The organism is Paenibacillus sp. JDR-2, assembly GCF_000023585.1.
Taxonomy (GTDB): Bacteria; Bacillota; Bacilli; order Paenibacillales; family Paenibacillaceae; genus Pristimantibacillus.
The window spans coordinates 1,969,787-1,994,511 of record NC_012914.1 but is presented as its reverse complement, the minus strand read 5'-3'; the positions used below and the strand labels follow the sequence as shown (position 1 = coordinate 1,994,511).

At 50.4% G+C, this 24,725-nt stretch carries 18 protein-coding genes; 3 read left to right on the top strand and 15 right to left on the bottom strand.

Annotated features, from left to right (window positions below; translation table 11 throughout):
- Window positions 1-127: 127 nt before the first annotated feature.
- Window positions 128-526, top strand: a complete 399-nt coding sequence (locus tag PJDR2_RS32385) for a DUF3862 domain-containing protein (RefSeq protein WP_015843300.1) — start codon at window positions 128-130, stop codon at window positions 524-526.
- A 66-nt stretch (window positions 527-592) separates the two neighbouring features.
- On the opposite strand, the gene PJDR2_RS08720 is transcribed toward PJDR2_RS32385, so the two are convergent.
- Complete coding sequence (locus PJDR2_RS08720) at window positions 593-1,426, bottom strand: oxidoreductase (protein ID WP_015843299.1); 834 nt, start codon at window positions 1,424-1,426, stop codon at window positions 593-595.
- Between the two features lie 157 nt (window positions 1,427-1,583).
- Here PJDR2_RS08720 and PJDR2_RS08715 point away from each other — a divergent pair, with 157 nt between their 5' ends.
- The gene (locus PJDR2_RS08715) at window positions 1,584-2,006 is read left to right on the top strand and encodes a MerR family transcriptional regulator (RefSeq protein WP_015843298.1); all 423 of its coding nucleotides are present in this window, start codon (window positions 1,584-1,586) and stop codon (window positions 2,004-2,006) included.
- A 33-nt stretch (window positions 2,007-2,039) separates the two neighbouring features.
- Here PJDR2_RS08715 and PJDR2_RS08710 read toward each other — a convergent pair whose 3' ends face one another.
- The 13 genes from PJDR2_RS08710 to PJDR2_RS08650 form a co-directional block, all read right to left on the bottom strand.
- Window positions 2,040-2,936: a family 43 glycosylhydrolase gene (locus PJDR2_RS08710; protein ID WP_015843297.1), complete on the bottom strand. Its 897-nt coding sequence runs from the start codon at window positions 2,934-2,936 to the stop codon at window positions 2,040-2,042.
- 11 nt (window positions 2,937-2,947) lie between these two features.
- On the bottom strand, window positions 2,948-4,570 hold the full coding sequence (locus PJDR2_RS08705) for an extracellular solute-binding protein (RefSeq protein WP_015843296.1): 1,623 nt from the start codon (window positions 4,568-4,570) through the stop codon (window positions 2,948-2,950).
- Window positions 4,571-4,602: 32 nt separating this feature from the next.
- Window positions 4,603-5,478: a carbohydrate ABC transporter permease gene (locus PJDR2_RS08700; RefSeq protein ID WP_015843295.1), complete on the bottom strand. Its 876-nt coding sequence runs from the start codon at window positions 5,476-5,478 to the stop codon at window positions 4,603-4,605.
- A gap of 13 nt (window positions 5,479-5,491) precedes the next feature.
- Complete coding sequence (locus PJDR2_RS08695; protein ID WP_015843294.1) at window positions 5,492-6,397, bottom strand: ABC transporter permease; 906 nt, start codon at window positions 6,395-6,397, stop codon at window positions 5,492-5,494.
- A gap of 205 nt (window positions 6,398-6,602) precedes the next feature.
- Window positions 6,603-8,843: a helix-turn-helix domain-containing protein gene (locus tag PJDR2_RS08690; RefSeq protein WP_015843293.1), complete on the bottom strand. Its 2,241-nt coding sequence runs from the start codon at window positions 8,841-8,843 to the stop codon at window positions 6,603-6,605.
- Between the two features lie 228 nt (window positions 8,844-9,071).
- Window positions 9,072-10,295, bottom strand: a complete 1,224-nt coding sequence (locus tag PJDR2_RS08685) for an MFS transporter (RefSeq protein WP_015843292.1) — start codon at window positions 10,293-10,295, stop codon at window positions 9,072-9,074.
- A 3-nt stretch (window positions 10,296-10,298) separates the two neighbouring features.
- Window positions 10,299-13,430 carry a glycoside hydrolase family 2 TIM barrel-domain containing protein gene (locus PJDR2_RS08680; protein ID WP_015843291.1) on the bottom strand — a complete coding sequence of 1,044 codons (3,132 nt, stop codon included), beginning with the start codon at window positions 13,428-13,430 and terminating at the stop codon, window positions 10,299-10,301.
- 34 nt (window positions 13,431-13,464) lie between these two features.
- Entirely contained in the window at window positions 13,465-14,274 is an 810-nt protein-coding gene (locus PJDR2_RS08675) for a carbohydrate ABC transporter permease (protein ID WP_015843290.1), read from the bottom strand.
- Window positions 14,271-15,260, bottom strand: a complete 990-nt coding sequence (locus PJDR2_RS08670) for a carbohydrate ABC transporter permease (protein WP_015843289.1) — start codon at window positions 15,258-15,260, stop codon at window positions 14,271-14,273. Before PJDR2_RS08670 ends, PJDR2_RS08675 begins: the two co-directional genes overlap by 4 nt.
- A gap of 29 nt (window positions 15,261-15,289) precedes the next feature.
- Complete coding sequence (locus PJDR2_RS08665) at window positions 15,290-16,570, bottom strand: ABC transporter substrate-binding protein (protein WP_015843288.1); 1,281 nt, start codon at window positions 16,568-16,570, stop codon at window positions 15,290-15,292.
- Between the two features lie 118 nt (window positions 16,571-16,688).
- Window positions 16,689-17,906, bottom strand: coding sequence for a response regulator (locus tag PJDR2_RS08660; RefSeq protein WP_015843287.1), 1,218 nt, complete (start codon window positions 17,904-17,906; stop codon window positions 16,689-16,691).
- Window positions 17,884-19,629 carry a sensor histidine kinase gene (locus tag PJDR2_RS08655; protein ID WP_015843286.1) on the bottom strand — a complete coding sequence of 582 codons (1,746 nt, stop codon included), beginning with the start codon at window positions 19,627-19,629 and terminating at the stop codon, window positions 17,884-17,886. The genes PJDR2_RS08660 and PJDR2_RS08655 overlap by 23 nt, the downstream gene beginning before the upstream one ends.
- Window positions 19,630-19,773: 144 nt before the next feature.
- Window positions 19,774-21,477, bottom strand: a complete 1,704-nt coding sequence (locus PJDR2_RS08650; protein ID WP_041614144.1) for an amylo-alpha-1,6-glucosidase — start codon at window positions 21,475-21,477, stop codon at window positions 19,774-19,776.
- 220 nt (window positions 21,478-21,697) lie between these two features.
- Between PJDR2_RS08650 and PJDR2_RS08645 the strand changes: the two genes are divergently transcribed.
- Window positions 21,698-21,907, top strand: coding sequence for an H-type small acid-soluble spore protein (locus tag PJDR2_RS08645; RefSeq protein WP_015843284.1), 210 nt, complete (start codon window positions 21,698-21,700; stop codon window positions 21,905-21,907).
- Window positions 21,908-21,973: 66 nt separating this feature from the next.
- Here PJDR2_RS08645 and PJDR2_RS08640 read toward each other — a convergent pair whose 3' ends face one another.
- Window positions 21,974-24,574, bottom strand: coding sequence for a LuxR C-terminal-related transcriptional regulator (locus tag PJDR2_RS08640; RefSeq protein ID WP_015843283.1), 2,601 nt, complete (start codon window positions 24,572-24,574; stop codon window positions 21,974-21,976).
- Window positions 24,575-24,725 lie beyond the last annotated feature (151 nt).

The following is a 24,725-nucleotide window of genomic DNA, read 5'->3' as shown; positions in this document are numbered from 1 at the left end:
GAATGATTTGCCATGTCTAATGGAACCATTTCCTTCCATTAATCTTCTCTTTTGTTTCGTATCCTTGTAAAATTTCGGTAACCGGAGCTGCTCCGGCATTAGATCTTTGGGAAGCAGGAGGAACGAAATGAAAGGATTACGAATGCTGATTGTCGCAGGCTTGTTCGCCCTAACGGCTGCTTGCGGATCAAACGAAGAAGACTCGAAGGATGCTAACGCGGCGGAATCAACGCCGGCTGCCACCGCATCCGCTAACGTATCGCCGGAAGCGCCAAATACGTCCGGCGATAATGAAACCGTCATTACGAAAGAAAACTACGATAAAGTCAAAAACGGCATGTCCTACGAGGAAGTCGTGAAGATCATCGGCTCCGAAGGAGAGATCGTAACGGAGACCGGAGAAAAAGGCGACGATATGTACGGAATAGCCGTCCTTTATGAGAATAAAGGCAGCTCATTGTCTAACGCGACGTTTATTTTCCTTGGCGACAAGCTGCAGTCGAAGAGTCAGTACGGGCTGGAATAGTCAAGAAATGCAAAACCACGAGACCGGACAGGCTCGTGGTTTTTGCGTCTGTAAAGTGAGGTTGCCTTACTCCTGAAAATCCGCATTCACCGATACTTCTTTCCATTTCTCGAAGTTCTTCAGTGACTCGGTATATTTGTTTACGACTACGGAATAAGCTTCCGCTCCGAGAAGCAGCCTAAGCGGAGGCTCTTCCGCCTCCACGATGCCAATGATGGCTTTCGCGGCTTTTTTGGGATCCCCGGGCTCTTTCCCGCGGGTGTCCCCGTTTATAAACGGAGAGATAAGCTCCTCGTATTCTTTGATAGCGGATTTGGTTTTGGCAGCCGAGCGTCCGGACCAATCCGTACGGAAATTGCTTGGCTCGATCAGCGATACATGAATGTTAAACGGTAATACTTCCTTCGCGAGGCTTTCCGAGATCCCTTCAACCGCGTATTTCGTACCGTTATAGTAGCCGACTCCCGGAAAGGATGCCAATCCCCCAATGGAAGATATATTAATAATATGACCGGAGCGCTCGCTTCTCATATACGGCAAGACTGCATTTGTCATATGCATGAGACCCCAGAAATTAATCTCGAACATCTTCCGGGTTTCTTCTTCGGCAGCTTCCTCAATGGAGCTGAAATAACCAACGCCGGCATTATTGACCAGCACGTCAATCCTGCCAAACTTATCTATAGCAGCTTTTACCGTCATTTCAATCTGCTCCGGCTTTGTCACATCAAGCTCCATGGCCAGTACATTGTCCGTGTTTCCGTTAACCAGATCGGCGATGGCGTTTAGGTTCCTTGCGGTAACCACAACCTTATAGCCGGCTTTTATCGTTGCTGAAGCAAGCTCTCTGCCGAACCCGGTGGAACATCCCGTGATGATCCACACTTTATTATTAGTCATTGCTTTCTCTCCTTCTGGTTATATTCTGATGCAAAATGAATGCTAAGCCTTAGAGTCATGTCTAAGTCAAGCACCTTCAGTATTGGAATAGGATTTGACTTAGAGTACACTCTAAGCCGTATACTAGTTCATATTTTCATAAAAGGTGGCTTGTACGTTGAGATATACAATTGGTCAGGTTGCTGAAAAAATTGGCGTGTCCGCACATACCCTGCGCTTTTACGACAAGCAAGGCTTATTGCCCTTTGTAGATCGGAATGAGGCTGGAAACCGAGTTTTTAAAGAGAGTGATATGGAGTGGCTGGCCGTTATCGCCTGTCTGAAAAATAGCGGAATGGCCGTGAAGAAAATCAGAAAGTATATTGAGTTGGGTATGGAAGGCGATGCGACCTTAAAGGAGCGTCTGGAAGTCTTCGAAAACCACAAGAAGTTTGTTGCGGAGAAAATGGCCGAGCTCGAAGCGTATACGAAGAAAATAGACGATAAGATTTCGTATTATAGAACAGCGATTGAGCTTGGTTCGACAAAAATGCTTTCGCAGAATGACTGCGTGTGGACGGTTGAAGAGAAGGTCAAATAAAAAAAATGCCGCAGGATTGCGGCATTTTTTCAGCTATTTCTCCTCTATTACATACGGAAGGTCGTCTTTCCATCCGATCTCCGCCTTGGATAAATACCAGGTCTTGCCGTGGTCATTGTTCCCTTGATAGAACAGGTAGGTGCGGCCGTCGTCGTCCGCGAACAGGAACGGATGCCCCGATTCGCTGGAATTCCAGCTTCCCGGCTCCCCGCAAGGGAGTAAAGGCTCCGTGAATAGACGCTCCCAATGAACGCCGTCCCGGCTTACCGCGCACCCGATCTGCTGAGGTTCGTTATTGTAGGCACCAGCGTAGAACATATACAGCTGGCCGTTTCTTTTATGCATCCCCGCCGCTTCAATACACTTGCCTTCCCAATCAAGTTCAGGCTTTAGAATAGACTCGCTGCAAATCTGCGTCCAATCCGCTTGCCCGTATTCCGAATGGAGCGGTGCTGCGGCCACGCCTTGCATCTGGATTTCTCCCTTGGGATCGCGTGTCGCGAAATAGAGCAGCAAGCAGTCCTCATGCACGATAACGTCGGCATCGATGGCCCGGCCGTTATTCCACTCGCCGGTTGGCGCAAAAACCGGATTTGTTTCATTTTTGGCAAACGTTACCCCGTCCTCCGACACGGCATGGCAAATCGCATCTTTAGGGAAGTTGCCATACGTTTGATAGAACAAATGAACGCGGTCATGAAGCACAATCGCTCCCGGCGCGCAAATCCCCTTTGCTTCGCATTCCTGCTCGATCGGAACTTCTCCTACCTTCGTCCAATGCTCCAAATCGCTGCTTTCGGCAACTCCAATTCCCCAGCGGCCGTCAATAAACGGCCCTCTGGAATAGTACATCCAATACTTCCCTTTATACCGGACAACGGCAGGGTCTTTGGCATAAGGAACGCCGGCTGTCGTATCTGCGAATCTCAATCGTATCCCTCCTAATTCTGAATGAATTTCCACATGTCTTTCGCGAGGAAAGCCGTATCTTTGTTTTCATCGTACCATTTCAAATAGAACTCTTCGAGCTTCTCTCCTCCTGATTTTTGCCACAAGCTTTTCGCGTCGGCAAAGGCTTGGTCCACGCCATAGGAAGAACCGGATACGATGGCTTTATTATAGAAATCTACAATCTTGGATACATTCGTGTTTACGACCTTGAGATCCTCCGGGAGCGCGGGCATATGCTCGCTGTAAGTGATTGGCGCATACTTCACATCGGGACTTAAGTTCGCTTCGTTGTTTTCCTTGATCAGCTCGATGAAATCCTTCTGCAGCGGCTGGCCGGCATCCAACTGGCTCGCCGTGCTCGCGCAAGGCTCAAGCTCGATTTGCTGCAGCAGAAGCTGGAAGTCGTTATTCCACGACACTTCTTTGCTGAACTGCTGTATATCTTTCGGTACGTAGCAGCCGTTTGCATTTTTGGCCGAATCGGCCTCCGGCGTGCCGTAGCGCAGCATTTCCCCCGTTGTTTTCGATGCCATGAAATCAATATACTTCATTGCCGCTTCCGTATTCTTTGTTTTCGCGTTAATGACCGTCGTCATCTGTACCGGATTGTTCACGCCAACGGCGAAACGTCCGTACGTGGATGCCGGCAGCTTGATCGCTTTTACTTCGGCGTCCGGTACATTCTTCTTAAGCGGCTCGTAATAGGTGCTGAAATTTACGGGATCAATCGTGCGGCCCACGAAAATACCCGTCTTGCCGTTAATCCAATCCTGCAGCGCCTTCTGGCCGTTTTTATCCGACAGGAAATCTTTGTCTGCCAATCCCGCATCATATAGCTGCTTCTTGAACGTTACCGCAGCTTGCGCCCGATCCCAGTCGTGAACCAGCTTGCCGCCTTCCACTACCCATGACACATCCTGGAACATGGTAGAGATTGCTCCGCCGGTCTCGCCGCTTAGCGCGATGCCGTAAGTATCCTTCTGACCGTTGCCGTCCGGATCGTTCTCCGCAAACGCCTTAGCTACGTTAAACAGCTCCTCTACCGTCTGCGGCTCCTGCAAGCCAAGCTTCTTTAGCCAATCCTCGCGAATGAACAAAGCTTGAAAGCCTGCGAGCTTCTGTACCCGGCCGAATTCATACTGCTTGCCGTCGGATTTCGTGCTGGCCTTTTTAAGCTCCGGATATTTGGCCATCAATTCCTTGTAAGTCGTGCTGTACTTCTCAATCAGGTCGTCTACCGGAATAATCTGCTTCTGCTGGTAGAGCTGATCCCTGAAGTTGGCGTCGAATTCCTCAATCACATCCGGCGCGTTGCCGGAGGAGAACAAAATATTCAGCTTCTGTACGGACTCGCCGCGAGGAATAGGAACGTATTTCGCATTAACGGGTCCATTCTCGTTCAGCCATTTCGTCCAACGGTTGTTATCGATCGTCCCCATTCCTTGAGGAATATTGCCGCGATCGTAAATCGTAACCGACAGATTAGGTTTGGCGGCTGAGCCGCCTTTCCCTTCCTCCTTCGAACCGCTATTGCTCGAGCAAGCGACCAGCAGAACTCCGCACGCAAGCGGCAGCATAGCCGCTGCCAGCGTGTTTCTTTGCCAAATTTTCATAGACCTTATCCCCTTCTCTTCTCGTCTTTTCCTTATCCTTTAACGGCGCCAATCATAACGCCCTTCACGAAATGCTTTTGCAAAAACGGATAAACGATCATAATCGGAAGCACCATGACCATAATCGCGGCCGAATTGATTTCTTCCGGTGTCAGCAGAATCTGATCGGCGCTGTCCGAGCTGTTCATCTGGGCCAGCATCGTCTGGCTCTGAATCATCTGCTGAACGAGTACGGAAAGGTTGTACTTCGTTGTATCGTTCATGTACATCAACACGTTAAAGAAAGAATTCCAGTACCCAACGCCGTAGAAAAGCGCAAGCGTCGTAAGAACGGGCATCGAGAGCGGCAATACGATTTTCGCCAAGTAGAGCCAATCCCCGCAGCCGTCAATCCGGGCCGCATCGTCCAGTTCCGACGGGATATTTTCCATAAAGGACCGAAGCACAAGCAGATTAAACGTACTGATCAAGCCCGGCAGCCACAACGCCCCGTAAGTATTCAGCAGCCCAAAGCTCTTAATGGTCAGGAAGGTCGGAATAAGCCCTCCGCCGAAAAGCAGCGTGAATATGATTGCGAACGTATACAGTTTTCTGCCGAAAAAGTAGGTTCGCGTCAGCGGGTAGGCCGCCAGAATCGTAAAGATCATGCTGAGGACAACCCCGACGCCCGTAATCTGAACGCTATTCCAAAAGGAACGCAGGATCGGGGTTCCCGCAAACAACTGCTGGTACGAATGAAGCGAGAAGCCGATCGGAAAGACCGTTACCCACCCGGATGCCACGGCATGCGTATCGCTGATTGATAGCGAGACAATATGGATCAGCGGAAATAAGCAGAGGAGTCCCGCGACGACAAGTATCGCATAAAAGACGGATACCATTATTTTTTCGCTTGCTGATAGTTGCATGATGTACCCTCCCTTACCACAAGCCGCTGCCGAATTTGCGAGCGATCCGGTTGGTGATGACGACCAGAATCAAGCTAACGATGGATTCAAACAATCCGATCGCAGCCGTCAAACTAAATTGAGAGCCCATTAGGCCAATCTTATAAATGTAAGTCGAAATGACTTCCGAGATATTGGAAACCGTCGAGTTCTGAAGCATAAACACTTGATCGAAGCCAACTTCCATAACCCGGCCCATCGATAAAATAAACATTAATACCACCGTCGAGCTGATCCCCGGCAAAGTAACATGCCAAATCTGCTTCCACTTGTTCGCGCCATCCAGACTAGCCGCTTCGTATAAGCTGGCATCAATGCTGCCCAGCGCCGCCAGGTAGACAATTGCGCTAAACCCCGCTTCCTTCCAAATGCCCGAGCTGACGAATATCGCGAGCCAGGAGCCTTCGTGATACAGGAAAGCGAACGGCTGCCCGAATAGAGACTTCCACAGCTCGTTGACGACGCCGGATTGTTGAGAGAACACGGTAACGATAATCCCGGCGACGATAATCCACGAGAAGAAATGGGGCAGAAAAATAAGCGTCTGCACGATCCGTTTAAACCACATCGCCCTGACTTCATTTAACATAATGGCGAGCAGGATCGGAAACGGGAACCCGACAAATATGGACAGAAGACTGAGAAGAAGCGTGTTCCGAATAATTTGCATAGTGGCCGGCGTACTGAACAATACGCGAAAATTATCAAAGCCTACCCACGGGCTATGCCAAATGCCGTCGCCGAAATTGTAGTGCTTAAACGCCATGATGCTTCCGGCCATCGGCATGTATTTAAATGCGATAAAGAACACAATGACAGGCGCAAACATCACGTATAACGATAGATTGCGCTTCCATATCAAATTGCCGATCAGACTCACCTCCCTGTGTTAAACCGTAAAAGCGTCAGCGTCTCCTGCAGGTAAGACCTGAACAACTCTCACTATACGGGAAGGGGAGCATAGGCTTCAATTTCCCTTTTTCCGCGATAAACCTTTTGGTTACGATGCGCAAAAGCCGCCTTATTACCGTATAAGGCGGCTTTCTCCGTATCCGATTAACCTTTTTCTCCGATTAACCTTTTGGTCATGAGGACTGGTTCAGCTTGCGATATTCGCCGGGGGTGAGCCCTTCCCGTTTCTTAAACGCGCGTATAAAGGAAATGACCTGCAGGTACCCCGCTTGCTCCGCGATAGACTGCACGGAATCGGAGGTATCGACCAGCAGCCGTTTCGCTTCATCCAGCCGGATGCGGATTAAGTAATCGACGAATCGTTCACCCGTCTCCGTCTTAAATACGCGGCTTAGCATTCGGGTAGACAGCTCGAATCTCTCGCTCAAATATTGCAAGGAGAGATCCGGATTGCCGAAGTTCTCCTGAAGGAACGTCTTTACCTCTTCGATTAAATGATGATAATCCTGGGTTTGCTGCCATGCCCCAAGCGATTCGACCAATTCGGCAAGATAACGGGTTAATGCGCTTTGCATCTCGTCCACCAGGTCCAATTCGGCCAGGTCGGCCATCGCCTTCGATGATGAATGAGCCGGCTCCCGTCCTTCCGCGTCCTCGGGTATTTCCCGCAGCATTTTATCCAGCTCATTAAAAAGGCACTGCACCACGTCAAGCACTTTATCCCGCTGAAGCTGCTCGCTTCGCATCTCGGCAAACATCGCTTCAAGACCGGCCAGCCATGAAGGCTCCGCCGCGCGAATGGTTTTGGCCAAGGTCTTGGCCGCTTGCAGGTGACGATACAAATCACTGCCGGCATTTGGCTGCACTTCCCGTGCAAAATAAACATGATTGTAGCCGTGAAGCGTCCGGTATTCCCCGGCCCGGAGCGCGTCCTGGTAAGAGTGGCCGATATCCTCCGCATCATGAGCTTCGGAACCTACATAAACGGAAGTCGTAAATTGCAGGTTAGAAGAGACCCAAGTCTTCACGGCTTCCGCGATGTGATCAACGGATACTGGCGCCTTTTCCGTATCGGCATAGAGAATGGCGACCAGTTGATCGGCTTCCTTCCATTCCAGCCAAATCGGCACTTGCTGGCCTTGAGCGATTTCCTGCATCACGCCGCGAATAACGAATTTAAACAGCTGCTGGTCGCGAACGGAATAGGTATTGCGGAAATCCTGATAGTTATCAATCTCTACAATCATAACCAGCGCGGATGCAAAGGCCTCCGGCAGCTTAAGCTGCTCGGCCTCTTGTCTCCATTCATCGAGGCTCAAAGAGAATTGGCCGTCAAGCAGTTCATAGAACCAATACTTCTTGCGGATCGATAAGTCCTCCAAATACCGCTTCTCGTATTGATGCGAGTTCTCTACCAGATTGTCCAGCGCGGAGGCTATGAAGTGGAACTCGTCATGCGCCGTTTTTTTGCCTATGGCTAAGCTCCGCTTAAGGGTATAACGATCGATCCGAATCATAATTTCTTCAATTGGCTTATAGTTCCGATGAGTCATGTAAGTCAGAAACAACAATCCCAGCAGCATAAGTCCAAGCACCGGCAGCATCCATGCCTCCAGGAAGGAGGCCATAACGCTTGCCCGCTCCAGCGGCGGCACCTTTACTTCCAGCTTCCAGCCCGTATAAGCGGAGAGTACGCTGCTCTTTCCCCATTCATCCGGTTTTCCGGAATCGGGCTGCGAGGGTTCATCGAAGAAGGCATGACCGTCGGCGCCGGTCAAAGAAATGGAGTCCGCCGCGTTTGCTTTTATCGATTGCAGCATGCTTTGCACAGAGCCCACTTGTATATTAATAACGACGACACCGTTTGGAATCGCGGAAGTTATAGGGAACAGCTTCGCGAGCGACACGACCTGAGCCGGCCGCGCTTCGCCGATGAATTGATTGTAGCTGCGCTGCGAGGTCCATTTGCTCCCTAATCCTCCTTTAAATGCAGCCTCTACAAAGGAACGGTCCGCAAACTGATCGAGCTTGAATATGGCGTTGTCCGTAATAACTTCCTGGTTTGACGCTTTATAAAGATACACATCCCCGGCAAAAGGAAACAACGTCTTCAACTCATTCAGCCTTTGCGTAATCTGATACGCGATAAAAGGCTCCGTCGGCTCTTCCGTGTTATAGTAATTTTTAATCGTCTCGTCCGTTAACAGCTGCTGCACGATATAATTCTCAATCGTCAGAAACGATGAGTCCATTACGTTCATGACATGCGCCGCAAACACATCGTTCGTATTCTGAATCCGCTCCTTCGTTTCTTCGCTCCAGCGATAATAGAACGCCATGCAAAGCAGCAGGACGACAAAAACGAAAACCGGCATGTAAGACAGCAATAGACGGTAAAACCACTTTCTCTGCATCGTCTTCCCCCTGAGGATTAACATAAATAGGAACCAACTTAAATTCTTCCTGATCTATTATAAATCCTCCCGCGAGGTTCGTATAAAAAAAGATATAAATTCCGGGTTTACGTAAATAAGCTTCCTAAAAAATAAAAAATAGTTATTTTAATCTATTAGAATAAACGAAAAAGACAGTCCCTCAGATCTTTGCCTGAGTGACTGCCTTAAATTCCGTTCCGTTTTCATTTAATCCAAAAGCGGACGAATCCACCGCGTATAACATAACAACCCTGCGCCCAGTACTACCGCCGTTATGAGGAAGGGCATCTGATAGTCCGCTCCGGCCAAAATCAATCCCGCCAAATAAGCGGCAATAGAAGAGCCTACGCTGCGGAAGACGGAACGCATCCCGGCAAAGAGGTTTCTCTCTTTTTCTTTGAGCGCGGACATTAATTTGCTATCCACTAGATTGGAGAGCATGGTCACTCCGCCCCCACGAATGAGGAACAAGACCGTAAAGAGCCATACCGGCATGGACCAGAAAAGAGCGGCGAAAATAACCATATTTATAACGAAAACAGAAATAATAGCGTTATGCGGGCCAAACCTCTCCATGATATACGGAGTAAGCAAAGAACTTACGAAGAGAACAACTCCCGCTATAGCGAGCAGCAGAGAGACATTATCGTCCATCCAGTCCAGCCGGTATTTGACGATTACATTGAGGAATGATCCCGTTATCGCAAGCGCTCCTCCTAGCAAAGCCATAAAGACGGAGAACAGCCATAGCTTGGAGCTAGGAAGCTTCTTTTTCCAACCGGACACGATCTCACGGTTTCTACTCTCATCCAATCTAATCTCCTTAGGAGGAGTGGCACCACTCTCTGCCGGAAGGATCAAGCCGCGGACAATTCCATGAATGACAAATACCAGGCCGGCAAGAAGCAGCGCTGTCCGATAGCCTTCTCCGCTTGTTGCTCCGCTAGGCAGATAACCTGCGATTAAGGTTCCTGCTCCCGTGAAGGCTGTAAAAACCGCAAACATAAGGGAAAACGCGCGCATCTCGTCCCTGCGTGACGTGCAATAATGGAAGAGAAGTTGAACCTCTGTCGTCTCTACCAGCGTTAATCCAATCGAGACTAGAGCTTGAGCCAGGTAGAAGTAAGCAAGCTCGCCAGTGAATGCATATAGGACATTGCCTGCCGCAATAAACAGAATGCCGGTAACCAGCAGCTTTTTTCGGCCGTACCGATTGGCAAGCAAGGATACGGGGATAGCCAGTATCCCCATAATTAAGATGCCAACGGATACCAAAGCGCCAACTTGATCTTCTTTTAGTCCTTTGGACAATAAATGCAAATTGAGCACGAGCGAATACAGTCCGATTCCGATACCGTACAAAGACTCGGTCATCAGGAACCGGCGAACACCTGACGGCAGACGCAATAATCCCCGGAAATAGTCGGACATCTCCTACTCCTTTCCGAGAGTGGAGAGGCCGCGCCTCGCTTCCAATCTCATCTGATGACTGAGTCGCTCTGGAGCGGTATCCTCGGAAAGGTAAGGCTTTAATAATAATCGGAAACGGAATTCGTCAGGCGTAACCGTGCAATCCGGTGCCTGAGCCGGCCCGCAGCTATTGCTGCCAAGCCCGTTCTGCCGGTAATCCAGATTCAGCGTAATGAAGTCTCGGGGAGTTAGATCGCTAGCATGCCTTGCTGCTTCCAGATCGGCATCCGTATATCTTCGAGCGCTGAATTCAAGCGTTGGTTCACCAACGGCAAGCAGGCCGATTCCGCCGCCGTCTGTGACCGACACCCAGCGGACATCCGTGCGGTTTCCGTTCTCTTGCGGGTAAATATATGGGGTAAACAGTTCGTCTACGGACTTTCTGTATACACCGAAACGTCCCGCTTCCTTGCTGTCGGAATAATTCTCTCCCGGTCCGCGGCCATACCATTTGACGGCATCCATATCCGAAGGGAGCTCCATTTGGAGTCCAATCTTAGGTAGCATAGCAGGCGGCTCGCCTTCCGGAACCCCGTGAATATCAATCGTTATTAAACCGGAGCCTGTTACGGTATAGATGGTTTCACAACGGAAGCCCCAATCATGCACGGGCGGTGCTATGCGGGAGGTCCATCTAATCTGAACGGTCTCGGCATTCAATCTCTCCCAGATGCAAGCATCGATTCGCTCCGTCAGTTTATCAAGATGAGCCTTGCGCCAATCGGGCAGGACATACATATCGTTATCAATCGGCGCCCGCCAGAAGTTAAGGCGCGGCCCTTTCTTCAAAAGCTCTTTACCGTTCATCCGAAGCGAGCTGATGCCGGATTGACGGGAGTCAAAGGCCATTTGGAATAAATCGTTCTCCAGAATAATTTGCCGCCCTTCCTCTATGCAGGATAAGCTTCGAATAGGCAGATTTACAGCTGCCGCCGAGGTGTTTATCTCCACTGCTTCGAGCGCAAGCTGCTCCCAGGCGATCTCATGCCCCCGCTCTCCCCAAATGCAATCCGCTGCAAGCGAGAAACCGATGTTCAACCACCGCTCGGCATGAATCTCCAATCGGGTATGCTGTACATCCGTCCGAACAGGAACGATCAGCTCCGCGCTTTCTCCAGGTCCAATCGGAGGCAGCAACAGAACACCGCTTTGAACCGTACGTCCGTCTGCAATCACGCTCCAATCTGCAAGGAGGTGATCAAGCGAAATAAAATCATACCGGTTGGTGACGCGTATACGATGGTTGGATAAATATTCGACCCTTACAGGCTCGATAATCTTCTTGTATTCGATAAGTCCCGGTGAAGGCGTCCGGTCGGGACGAACAAGACCGTCAATAACGAAATTGCTGTTATTCGGTTCATCCCCGTAGTCTCCGCCATAGGCGTAATCGTCTTTTCCGTCAGCCGTCTTCCGGGAAATACCGTGGTCAATCCATTCCCATACGAAGCCGCCCTGCAATCTTCGGTAAGCATCAAAGGTATCGAAATACGGCTTAAGCCCCCCTGGACCATTGCCCATCGCATGAGCGAATTCACACAAAATATGCGGTTTGGTCTGATCAACCAGCTGTCCGAAGCCTTCCATTTTCTCAACGGAAGAATACATCGTGCTCACAACGTCGCATACTTCCGCTTCCCGGTCTTCTTCATAATGGATGAGCCGGGTTGGATCTGCCTGCTTGCACCATTCCGACATTGCCCTGAAATTGCAGCCAAAGCCGGACTCGTTGCCAAGCGACCAGAACAAGATGGATGGATGGTTCTTATCGCGCTCGACCATGCGGCGGATCCGGTCGACATACGCGTCCTGCCAGGCGGGATCATCGCTTAAACGCGAAATGTTGCCAAGCGGCTCGAATCCATGAGTCTCCAAATCCGTTTCTTCCATAACATATAACCCGTATTCATCGCAAACGTCATAGAACCGGGGATCATTCGGATAATGGGCCGTTCTGACCGCATTAATGTTATATTGCTTCATCATAATGACATCTTGAATCATCGTGGACAGCGTAACCGTACGTCCCGTATCCGGGTGATGGTCATGCCGGTTTACGCCTTTGAGCAGGATGGCTTTGCCATTCACCAGAAACTGTCCGTCCTTCACTTCAATCTTGCGGAAGCCTACCCGCTGGGCAACCGTCTCCACCACGTGGTTATGTTGATCAACAATGCTAATCGCCAAATGATACAGTTCCGGTGCTTCGGCGCTCCACAGCGCGGGTTTTGATACCGGAATCGCGAATTCGGTACAAGCTTGATTCCGGCTTGCCGGACCGATCGGATTAACCGCGGAAGCAACCGGCTTGCCTTCCTGATCCAGCAGTTTCAATCTGACTTCCCCTTGCAGGTCGTCTCCGTTCAATTCTACCTTTAGGGACAGGATAGCATCGCAATACTGTGCGTCCAGTTCGGTCACGATCCGGTAGTCCGCAATACGGATAGTGGATGGCTCGGAAACCAGATACACATCCCGGAAAATACCGCTCATATACCACATATCCTGATCTTCCAGGTAGGAACCGTCCGACCATTGATAAACACGGACGGCCATGCGGTTGATCCCGGCTTTTGCATAAGGCGTTAAATCAAACTCCGACGTTAAGCGGCTTCCTTGGCTGTACCCGACGAACTCACCGTTCACCCATACATGAAAGGCGCTGTCTACGCCGTCAAACTTAACCGCCAGCTTTCTTCCGTTCCAATACGGAGGAAGCTCAAACTCCCGCACGTAGCTGCCTGTCGGATTATCGTTAGGCACATGGGGAGGATCGACCGGAAACGGATAATACAGATCCGTATAATGCGGATGGCCGTATCCCTTCAGCTGCCAGTGACCCGGAACCTGAATCTCGTCCCAGCCGGAGATATCGTAGCTCTCTTCAAAAAATCCTTCCGGCGCCCATTCAGGTCCTTTCACGTAATTAAACTTCCAGTTGCCGTTTAAGGATTTGAACCAAGGGGAGCTCCCCCTGTCATAGCTCAAAGCGCCTTCTATATCAGAAAAAGGGATGAAATACGCCCGGCTTTTCGCCCGGTTGCGCTCCAGCACCGCCAGATTGTCCCAATCCCGTTCGATTGTCTTGTTTGTCATGATGCTTCTCCTCCCGAATCGCAAAGCTCTCTGTTTATTTAATCCCCGTATTGGCGATTCCGCCTACAATATAACGCTGCGCGAAGAAAAATACGGCAAGCGGCGGAATCGAGATCAGACAGGTAATCGCCATAATGGACTGCATATCGACGCCAAACATCCCCTTGAACTGCGACAAGCCAAGCGTAAGCGTGTATTTCGACTGATCATTAAGGAAAATCAGCGGTCCCAGGTAATCATTCCAGCAGTTCATCACTTGGAACACTCCGACCAGAATAAGCGGCGGCCCCATAAGCGGCACGATGATTCTCGCAAGAATGCCGAATTTGTTTGCTCCGTCGATCGTCGCTGCTTCATCTAATTCACGCGGAAGAGTCAGAATAAATTGTCTCAGCAGAAAGATGAAATACGCCGATCCGAACCACGATGGAACAATAAGCGGCTTAAGCGTATTGATCCAGCCCAGGTAGTTAAACTCCATGTATTGCGGAATCATCGTAACTTCCCAAGGAATCATCATCGTCGCCAGCACGACCAGAAACAGCAGATTGCGTCCCTTGAATTCGAATCTTGCGAATCCGTAAGCCACAAGCGTACAGGATACCAGCTGGCCGATCGTTGACAACAGCGTCACGATAACCGTATTTTTCAAAAATAAGTTGAAGGGCTGTATCGTCCAAGCATCCGAGAAGTTGCTGAATTTCCAAATGGAAGGAATCCATTTCGGCGGAAAGAGGTACAGCTCCGGCTGCGACTTGAGCGCCGTGGTCACCGCCCAGAACAGCGGTGCGGCGAACAGCAGCGAGCAGCAGATCAATAACGCATAGATGAATAGCTTTTTCATGCTGTTTTCCCCTTTCCGCCAGCTTTCGTTTTCTTCTGCGGCTTGCGCTTCATCTCGCCTTCATAGAACACCCACGCCTCGGAAGACTTGAATACCAGGAAGGTTAACGTAAGCACGATAAGGAACATAAACCATGCGTTAGCTGCGGAATAACCCATTTTGTAATATTTGAACGCATTCTCGTACATGTACATCGCATAGAAGTAAGTGGCTTTCATCGGCCCGCCGCCCGTCAAGAGTAAAGCCAGAGTCAGCTGCTGGAAGGCCGCGATAATGGACGTAATCAGGTTGAACAGAATGGTCGGGCTAAGCATTGGCACCGTTACGCTGAAGAACTGCCTGATTTTCCCCGCGCCGTCAAGCGAAGCTGATTCATAAAGATCCTTCGGAATTCCCTTAAGCCCCGCGAGAAAGACAAGCATCATGGAGCCTTGCCCCCATAGGCTGGCGACAACCATCGCAACCATGGACCATTTGGTATCGTTCAGCCAGTCCGGACCTTGCACGCCAATGATCGAGAGAAAATAATTCAAGATGCCGTAATCTCCGCTGTACACCCACGACCAGATCATCGCCAGGGCAACGCCGGAAATGACGGACGGCAGATAAAAGGCGGTTCGGAAAATAGCCGTGCCGCGCGTGTTCTGATTGAGCAGAATGGCAAGCCCTAGCGCAACGATAATATTGAAAGGAACAAAAAGGGCGGCAAACTTAAGCGTTACGCCAAGCGACTTCCAGAATAACGGATCATCCGTAAACATGGATTTGTAATTTCCAAGACCGATGAAATGCACCTGGCCTACGATCGGCCAATCAAAAAACGAAATAATAAGCGAGAACAATAACGGGCCTAGCGTGAAAACGAGGAATCCGAAGATCCACGGGAAGATGAAGAGGTAGGGCGCAGCCCCACCCCATCTGCGTTTTCTTCTAGGCGTGAAGCTGGCCGCGTTGTTCCCTGCTGTCTGCGAGTAGGTCTGAGCCATCTCCTAACCTTCTTTCCAAAGCTGTAATGTTATTTCAAATACCGCTCGCTGTCCTTCACGGCTTGATTAAGCGCATCCTGCGCTTTGCTGCCATGCACGACCGCTTCAACCGCGGCGGACAGCTGCCGGTTCACTTCATTCCACTTGTCGTTAAGAAGGAATGCGGGCGTATTATCCGAGCGCTCCAGCATCGTGTAGTAAGGCTTGTATAGAGGATCCTGATCCTTTTTCAGTTCGCTCACTACGCTTACCCGTACCGGCAAATCGGCTACGCGCATCTTAATGGCTTCGCTCGACACGTAATATTTGATAAATTCCCAAGCCAGCTCCTTCTGCTTGGAATCCTTGGCAATGGATAGGGCAGATTCGGCAACGACGCCTTTTACCGGCTTGCCCGGGAAGGCCGGCATCTCTACCGTGCCTACGTCAATGCCTGCCTGCTTGAAGGACTCCAGCGGCCAGATGCCGCTTTCCCACATGGCGATTTTGCCGCCTTTGAAAATATCCTCGCCGCTTTGCTGCCCTTTACCGCCCGTCAGTACAGCCGATCCGTTCTTCAGCATGTCGCCAAACAGTTGAATGGCACCGGCCGTTTCCTTGCTGTTCATATAGCCGTCGATTGTTTTGCCGTCCTCCGAAATATAAGAACCGCCGTTGCTCCATACAAAGCCTTGCAGATCATACGTATCATTCTCCGCGCGTACGCCAAAGCCGTATTGCTTCTTCGATTTATCCGTCAGCTTCTGGGCAGCGGACTGAAATTCATCCCATGTCCAGCCATCCTTCGGATAAGGGATGCCCGCATCGTCAAACATCTTTTTGTTGTAGTAGACCACGCGAGTCGTAAAGCCTGCCGGAATGCCATAGAGATTGTTATCTATAGTCGCATAGTTGAACAAACCGCTGTAGAAATCATCCTTATTCAGATCTTTGTCGCCGTCCGCGTAGCTGTTAAGAGGTTCAAGCGAACGGTGATACGTTGGAAAATCCCACATGTACATGACATCCGGCGGATTCGTAGCGCCAAAGCCCGCTGCTAGCTTCTGGTCAAAGCCATCCGCGTAGGCTTCTACCTGCACCTGCGTTCCGGGATGATCAGCTTCGAATTTCTTCGCGATATCCTGCTCGATTTTAAGCGCGTCGCCTGTATCCCATGTAGCGAAGCGAAGCTTCTTCACATCAGCTGAACCCTTGCCGCCCGCGGACTGCGCCGCGTTTCCGCCCGAGTTTTCATTATTGCCGCCGCATGCCGTTAGCGTGGCCATCGCCACTACTGTTGTCAGAAGAATCAAGGTTAGTTTGTTTTTCATTTCTGGCAGCTCCCCTTTTGAAAATGAGATATATAATAATTGAACCGCTTTCATCATAACGAAAATGAAAGCGGTTCAAAACCGATAAGTATTCGATTGTTTGCGTGTTTTTGTTCGATTACGAAGGCAGGTGATCTTCTGTTTGATGCCTATTGTCTTTTTGTTCGGAACGGTAGCGGCTTGGCGTTTCCCCCGTGCACCGCTTAAACCATTTACTGAAATATTTGCTGTCGCCAAGCCCCGTGCGCTCGGCAATTTCCTGCATCGTAAGATGGGTATCTCTTAATAATCCCGTAGCCAGCTTAAGCTTCCGCTTATATTGAAAAGCAACAAAGCTGTCCCCTACCGCTTTCTTGAACAGAATCGAGAAATGGCTTCGGCTGAGACCTACCTGCCTTGCCACGTCGCTAACGGACCATTCGGCGGACGGATTGTCATGTAGCAGCTTGACGGCGCGCCAAATGGCTTCCGGCCAATCCGATTTGGATACATTATACGCCTTTTCCAATTCAGCCTCTTTATGAAGCGACAGCAAAGCTTCAAGCCTTTCGTCCGTATCCGAGAGCGGTCCCCTTCTCACCCACTGCAGCTTTGCAATCTCGCTTTTTTGCTCCACCAGCAAGCTTTCCATAGCATTTACCTTTGATTTCGGCAGCATGCAATAACAGCGTTCTTCCCCGTAAGGGATAAGCATGCCGGTGCAAAGCTGCTGATCCTCGGCAGTGCCTTGCCTGAGCAGATCCGGCCAGGTGCATTCGCAGCCCAAGGTTTTAATCAAATAGATATAGACAGACTCCCCGTCAAATGACCAGTCCTCGCGGGAATGCTTCTCCATTTCGCCAACAAACTTATCATTGTGTCCGTTCAGCCAAGCATATAGCAGAGTGCTCAGTCGCTCTCCTTGATCGCTTTCCTTGTCTTTAACGGCAGTTGATTTCGAAACTGCCGCAAACTCTCTTTGAAACTTCACCAGCATTTCCTCCAGCTCTTCATCCTCGAAAGCCGTTTTAAGCAGATAGCCGGAGGCCCCAAGCTTCATGCCCTGCTGCGCGTATTCAAAATCCCGATGGCAGCTAAGCAGAATGATTTTAGTATCGGGAGCCGCTTCTTTCACCTTCCGCGACAATTCAATGCCGTCCATCTCGGGCATTACGATATCCGTGATGACGACTTGGGGCCGGTGTTCCAGAAAAGCTTCCCAAGCTTTACGCCCGTTTGGGGCATCCGAGACCACTTCCATTCCGTATTTCTCCCAAGGTACGGTTGAACGGAGTCCTTTACGGACAATACTCTCGTCGTCTGCAATCAATACTTTAATGGCTGTTTCCGTTTCCATGCGGATTCTCCTCCTTCTTGGGCCATTCGATGATGATGGTTGTCCCTTCCCCATGAATCGATTGCACGTTTAACCCGAACTGCGGTCCAAAATGCAGCTTGAACTTCTGATTCGCATTCTGCACGCCAAGCCCTCCCCTGCCCTTGCGCTTCTCCGTATTCGGCAAAAGCAATCGCTCCAGCTTCTCTGCGGGAATTCCCGCTCCGTTATCGGACAGAATAAGCCGCAAATGATTGCCTGATTCGCGAATGGTCAACCTAATCTCTCCTTGACCGTCCTCGAATCCGTGGAAAAAAATATTTTCGAATAACGGCTGCAGCGTCATGCGGGGAATCAGATAGCGCTTTAGCTGCTCGTCGCATTCCAGCTTGTACGTAAACACGGAGCCATAACGTATTTCCTGGACTTTGAGATAATGCTCAATAATCCTCAGCTCGCTGCCAAGCGGAATCATCTCCTGCGATATATGCAGATTTCCTTCCAGTACCTTTGTCAGATGGTACAGCATCTGGCGGATGTCCTCCGCTCCCTGAAGTCTTGCTTTCCATTGGATCGAGTTCAGCGTATTAAACAGCAGATGGGGATTAATCTGATAATGAAAAGCTTTAAGCTCCGCTTCCTTCTTAAGCCTTTCGCTTTGCTCAATCTCCCCGACTAACGTCTGTATGCCGCTCACCATATTGTTAAAGCTGATATCGAGAACACCCAGTTCGTCCTTCGCTTCAACCTGCGTTCTCGTATGGAGCTTGCCGAAGCTGACCTTCTGCATCGCGTCTTTGAGCCGGCGGATCCGTACGGTAAAGCGGGAGGAGAACAAATAGGCCAGTCCAAATGCCAAAAGGCAGGAAGCCGTCGCCACGATTATCGTATTCGACCTGATAATGCCGGAGGAACGATAGAACGACGCGGCAGGCAGCCTTGATTCTATGTTCCATCCGTTTACGGCAATGGTTTTGTTCCAGACAATATCGCTCGATTGCGATGTAAAAGCACCTGGCGTTTCGTAAATGACCCTTCCGCTCGAATTACGGATGCTTAGATGAGCCTTTGTATCGCTCTCGAACAGCTTGAACATATGAAGCAGCTCTTCGGCATTCTCTTCGATGAGAATTTTACTGCCTTTTAAAGCACCGTAAGGGTTATTAATCGAAACGGCCAAGCCCAGAACAGGCAGCCCCGCATCAACCGTATCTTTCATTCCGTGATTCTGAAGGTAGAACCCAAGCCAATATTTGCCTGATTGGGAATCCGGCATCGTATGCCATGCGGGAATGGCTTGCAGCTTGGATACGTCAAGATTATTTTCCCCATAATAATAGCCGGTACGAGTAATGATATAAATGCCGGTCGTCCGATCGGTTTTAAGCGCTTTCAAAAGCGCCTCCAAATCATTTTTATCCATAATATCGCTATAGGTAGAAGGCGGCTGATCTCCTAAGTCAGCCCACGCGGGATCAAGCAAATACGTATAAATAGTCTCCGTCGTTTGATTCATCCGGTTCAAATAGGAACTCGTCTGCTGCTCCAGCTGCGCTACAGCGTTCTCGCCGTATTTGCCGAACTGGGAATTGATAACCTTCGCCGATTGGTAGTAGGACATGGCGCCAAGCGAAAGCAGCGGAATAATCGTTACGACTAGAAAGCAGAAAAGAAATTTGGTGCGAATGCTTCGGTAAGAGCTTGGCTGAAGGCGAATGCGAAGCCGTTTCAGTAAATCGTTCATAGGGATGCCCTCCGTGCTGCTTCTTGCAAAAATCATCTGAATTGTAGCATGGACCTTTCTGACAGACAATGTCATATGTCCCCAAACGTCAAAAGCACTTCCTCACCGGTCCATTTAAGACAGTGAAGAAGTGCGGCAAATCCATTAATTTGTATATTCATTTCCCAAGATCAGAAATACGCTGGATGTCCAGGTGAATGCGCGATCCCGCAAGCCTTCCCCCGTAACCGCGTCGAAATTCTCAGCCATCCCGCTTCGGTCAAGCATCGCGCAGAATCGCTGCGAAACCGTTTCCGCAAGCTCGCGGTCTCCCGCCGCGGCAACTCCTTCAACCAAAAGCATGGTCGATGGCGCCCAGATTGGCCCGCGCCAATAGCCATCGGAATGATAGAAAGGGCTATTCAGATTTTCCGTAGCCCAGCCGTTACTCGTCAAAAATCTGTCTTCGTCTCTCAATCCTTGCAATAAAGCTGCCCGGATCTGTTCAGGCAGGCGGCTGCCCAATAGAATCGGTACGAACAGGAGCAGACTGTCTCCTTCCGATTTCTCGTGAGTGCCGGAGCAGCAGGACGTAAAACGGCCGTTCTCCCAGAAATGGGCAATCATCTTTTCTAGTGTGTCCTCCGCAAGCTTCCGCCATCCAACCGCCTCTTCCGCTTTTCCAAGCCGTTCCGCAAGGTCGGCCAGTACTTCCGATTGAATAATTAGAAAAGCCGCCAAATCCGGGCTCTCGACTGGAATGCCATTGTTAAACGCCGTACTGTTATCCCATCCGGAATCATTGCCGTGATTGTATTGCGGAATGCCGTCGCCATCATTATCGCGGTACCGGAACCACCAATTTGTCCATTTGGACAAAGGTCCGTAAACCTCATTCAGCTGCTCTTGCTGAATATAATCCGTGCGAGCCATCATCCAAGCAAGCGTCCATCCGTGAATAGGCGGTTTGTTGCAGTTCCATAACGCATACTTATCGTTGATGAAATCCGGGAGGAGCCCGCTCTCATCCTGGCGGTCAAAGAAGATCATGAACTGATCCCAAGCCAGCTTCGGATCATGGCGTACCAGCGCCATGGCATTAAAGCAGTGATCCCAGCTCCAAATATTCGTCATCCAGTTCTTCGACATATACATGGCGGGACGCGTCAGGCATCCTTCCGCCGGAACAAGGCAGGACCAAGTAATATAGGAAGCGAGAGCACGGCTTTCTTCCCAGCGTTCGGGCATCGATAAGCTGTTATTCAACCACTGATTAAACTCTTCCTTCACTTCATTTACGATATCGTCGAATGGCTTCCAAGCAGCCCGCGGCTCCAGTACGGTCCGGAATTCTTCAATAGCAAACTCGGAATGCCCCGTCTTAGGGTCAGGCAGGAAATCGGCGATAACGTAAGAGCTTTTGATTTTATCCCAAGGCACTTCCATCCGCAGCTCTCCAGCAAGCGCCGTAAGCCTGAACCTGCATTCATGGGTGAAGCTGTTTACTTCCCATCTGCCCGGCGATTCTTGAAACGCGTAATCATAGGCGGATGTACGAAAGGTTAAGCGGATTCCGCAGCCGCTTGTCCGAACGCGGAACGTCCGGCTGTCGGAAATACAGATCTCGACCGTTGAGCCGCGTTCCGATGTCAGTTTCACCCGTTCGGGTGAGGCTTCGGATTGGAATGGTACGTTGCTACCGCCTTCATCCAGCATGGCGACATGAAAAGCCTCGCCGAATTTATCATCGCCGCCGCGAACGGTGCGCAGATACAGACCTTGTTCTCTATCTTGGGCTCCGGGCAGAATCGAGACCGCCAAGAACGAGTCTCTTCGGCTGAATGGCACTATATTTAAGTCAAAGTTCATCATAATCTCCCTCTCAGCTTCGTATACGCTTTCATTTTATCGAAAGGAAGGTTCACGGGTAACCGACAGTTGTTTTTAGAGGGGAGGGTAATTGTTTCGCAGCGAGATTTATTTGAATGAAAAGAGGGAATTTGTTCGAGAAAAATCGTGTTTTTGTTCGATGCGGGCGCGTGGATAAACATCCGAGACTCTGTAAATACTTTGCAAGAGGTGATGGACTGTGGAAGCGTTTAGAGCAAAGGAGATCGCCGATTCACCGGATGCGATTACCGTATCTTATTTCGGCGTCCCCGTTTTTATCGAGCATGTAAACGTAGGGGCAGGCACGGCGAGAATTCATCCGACGGCTACGCCGGATGAAGAGCAAACGGTACCGGTCGAGGTGCTGGAGGAAGAATTCAACGACGAGTCTGATGTATCATTTGTGTGAACGAGGAATGGGATAAGGTTCTTGTCATCCGCTAGTGACAAGAACCTTATCCCATAAATTGGCCTTTTACAACAATCCCATTTCCTTTGCTCTCGAGATGGCCTGCACCCGATTTTTCACCTGCAGCTTCTCGTAAATATTATAAGCGTACTTCTTAACAGTACCCGTGGATAGAAAAAGCTGTCCGCCGATTTCTTCGTTCGAAAGACCCTCGCCGATTTTCCGCAATACTTCCCGTTCCCGCCCTGTCAATTTGACGGTGAGGTTATCCTTCATCCGGGCATACGAGGCAGTCCAACCACCCTCGGAAATCCTCTCTCGCAACAGATTCGCGTATGCAGCCATTTCTTCATCGAGCGAAGCTTCGCTTAACCACCGTTCGAATAGAGGGGTTAACGCCTGTCCCTCGTCCATAAAGATACGGATAAACCCTTCCGGACGCGCTAATTCACAGGCTTGCGCCAACGCTCCAACCGCGTCGCCATAGTCCCCGAGCTCCTTGTTGCAAATAGCCTGAAGCAGCAGCGCTTCAATTCGGCTTGCAATCCGGTCCGCCTGTTTCGCTTCCAGGCTAATTCGCGAGAGCCAGCCCAAAGCCTTGCGCAGCTCGCCCTGCGACATCAAGACGCGCGCCAAAGTGAAGTTCTCATATTCGCGGCTCACATCCGCGCGTTCTACGATTCGAATATGGCGGGCATTAATCCATGCGGCAGCTGCCTCCGTTTCCCCAGTGGCAAGCTGCAGTCTCGCCAGTCTTGCTTCAACGATCATCTGCCAGCGAGGAGAACGGCATTCCCTCATCTCTTCAATCGCACGCAGGATGACGTTCCTTGCCTGATCCATTTGTCCTTCCGCTTGCAAAATTTTGGACAGAAGGATGTATCCAGGTGCCAGAGCCGCGGGATTGCGCGGAAATGCCCCGCCGTACAGCGCCTTTTCGAGTGTCAGCCGCGACTCCTTAATCCGATTCAGTTCATACAGCAGATCCGCTAGCAAAATCACGCCTAAGCCTTCCAGGCTTCGGTGCAGCACTAGCGACAGCTTCTCATCGGCTGAAACGTTCGAAGACAAATAAGCGATTTTACGCAGTCTGCCGCCAAATCCGACTGGACCGCGGTACAGCAGAGCCTCTCCCATGTTCACGACATTGGCAATCGATCCATGCCGCACCAATAAATCCAGATTGCTTTTCAGCTGTCCGATGAACCCGTCAATATCTCCTTCATAATAGGAAAGAGAGTTGCCGTACATTCGAATGTGCACTTGCATTTCCTTTATCCGTTCGCGTTCAATCAGTTCGGGCTCCGTATCCAACAATGCCGTGACTTGATCCAAGTACCGCCGGGCATCAGCCGCCCGCCCTTTCGCGGCTTGTACGCTTTCCTGGAAAAAGAAAAGATTCGTAAAACGTACGATGCTTCTGAGCGGCATCTCGTTAAGCCATCGAAGCAGATCGGCCTCTTCCCCGCTTCCGATCATCTCAGGCAAATGCCGTTCCATGTACTGGCCGGCCGAATCGAAATCCTCCGCCGCTAGCGCATGTTTGATCGCTTCCCGATACAAGCCCCGTTCTCCGAACCATCGATGAGCATTCCGGTGAAGCTCGCTTCTTGTTGCCAGATCATAGGTTTCATTCAAGCGGTTCCGGAGCGCTTCCGCGAATAAATGATGATATTTATACCAGGTACGCGTATCATCCAGCGGACTGACGAACAAATTTGCTTTTTCTAAATAGGAAATCGCGGAAGCGGAGTGCGCCGAACCGGTCACCGCGTCGCATAACGATACGGAAAAGCGCTCCAGAATGCTCGTCCGCAGCAAAAAGCTCTGCACATTCTGCGGCTGACGATGGATAACCTCGTCAACCAAATAATCAAATACATACCGGTTGTGACCGTCGAAGGAACGAAGAAAACTTTCGTTGCCGCCTGTTCCCGCCAATGAATGAAAGGCTAGAATCAGCCCTACCGCCCAGCCTTCGGTTTTGGCGTCAAGCTCCGTCATTTCTTCAGGCGTAAGTCTTGTCTCCGACGTCTTGTTTTGAAGCTCCATCGCTTCATCCGCCGTGAAGCGCAGATGACGTCCATCCAGCTCCAGCACCTGCCTCCGCGCCCGCATCCGTGACAGCGGAAGCGGCGGAACCGTGCGGCTGACGATGACCAGATGAAGAGCCGCGGGCAGATGGTCAAGCAAATATGCAAGACCATTATGAATGGACGGATTGTCGATGAAATGATAATCGTCCACGATAAGTATCATCTCCCCGGTAATCCGGCCGATTAACTCATTCAGGAAAAAGGACATCGCCGACTCCGCGGACGTCTCGCCGAATGAGAGGAAGATGGGCATCGCCGCTTCGTAGAAGCCCGGAATCGTCCGGTCAATCGCCGCAGCCGCGCAGCTCCAAAACCGCACAAACGTATTATCGGCGGGTTCAAGCGACAGCCAGGCTGCTCGAGCCGCCCGCCTGCCGATCCAGTTGCTGACCAGCGTCGTTTTGCCAAATCCGGCTGGTGCCGCTACTAACGTCAGCCGGCAGGTGCCCGACCGGTCCAGCATATCCGAAAGCCTTGGCCGATCGACATAATTTGATGCCGCATTCGGAACAAGCAGTTTGGATAAGGCAATTGGCCCCCTCTCGGACCCGGGTATCGCATTTGTTTTCATTCTTTTATTTCCCTCCCCATAAAAACGCGGTGATTCGACATAAACTAACAAGAATTATACACTTTTTGGAACCCATCTACTTGAAAATAATAGAATAAAATTGATTTATTCTATTATGGAGCTATGAATACAACACTCTACTTCATAATAA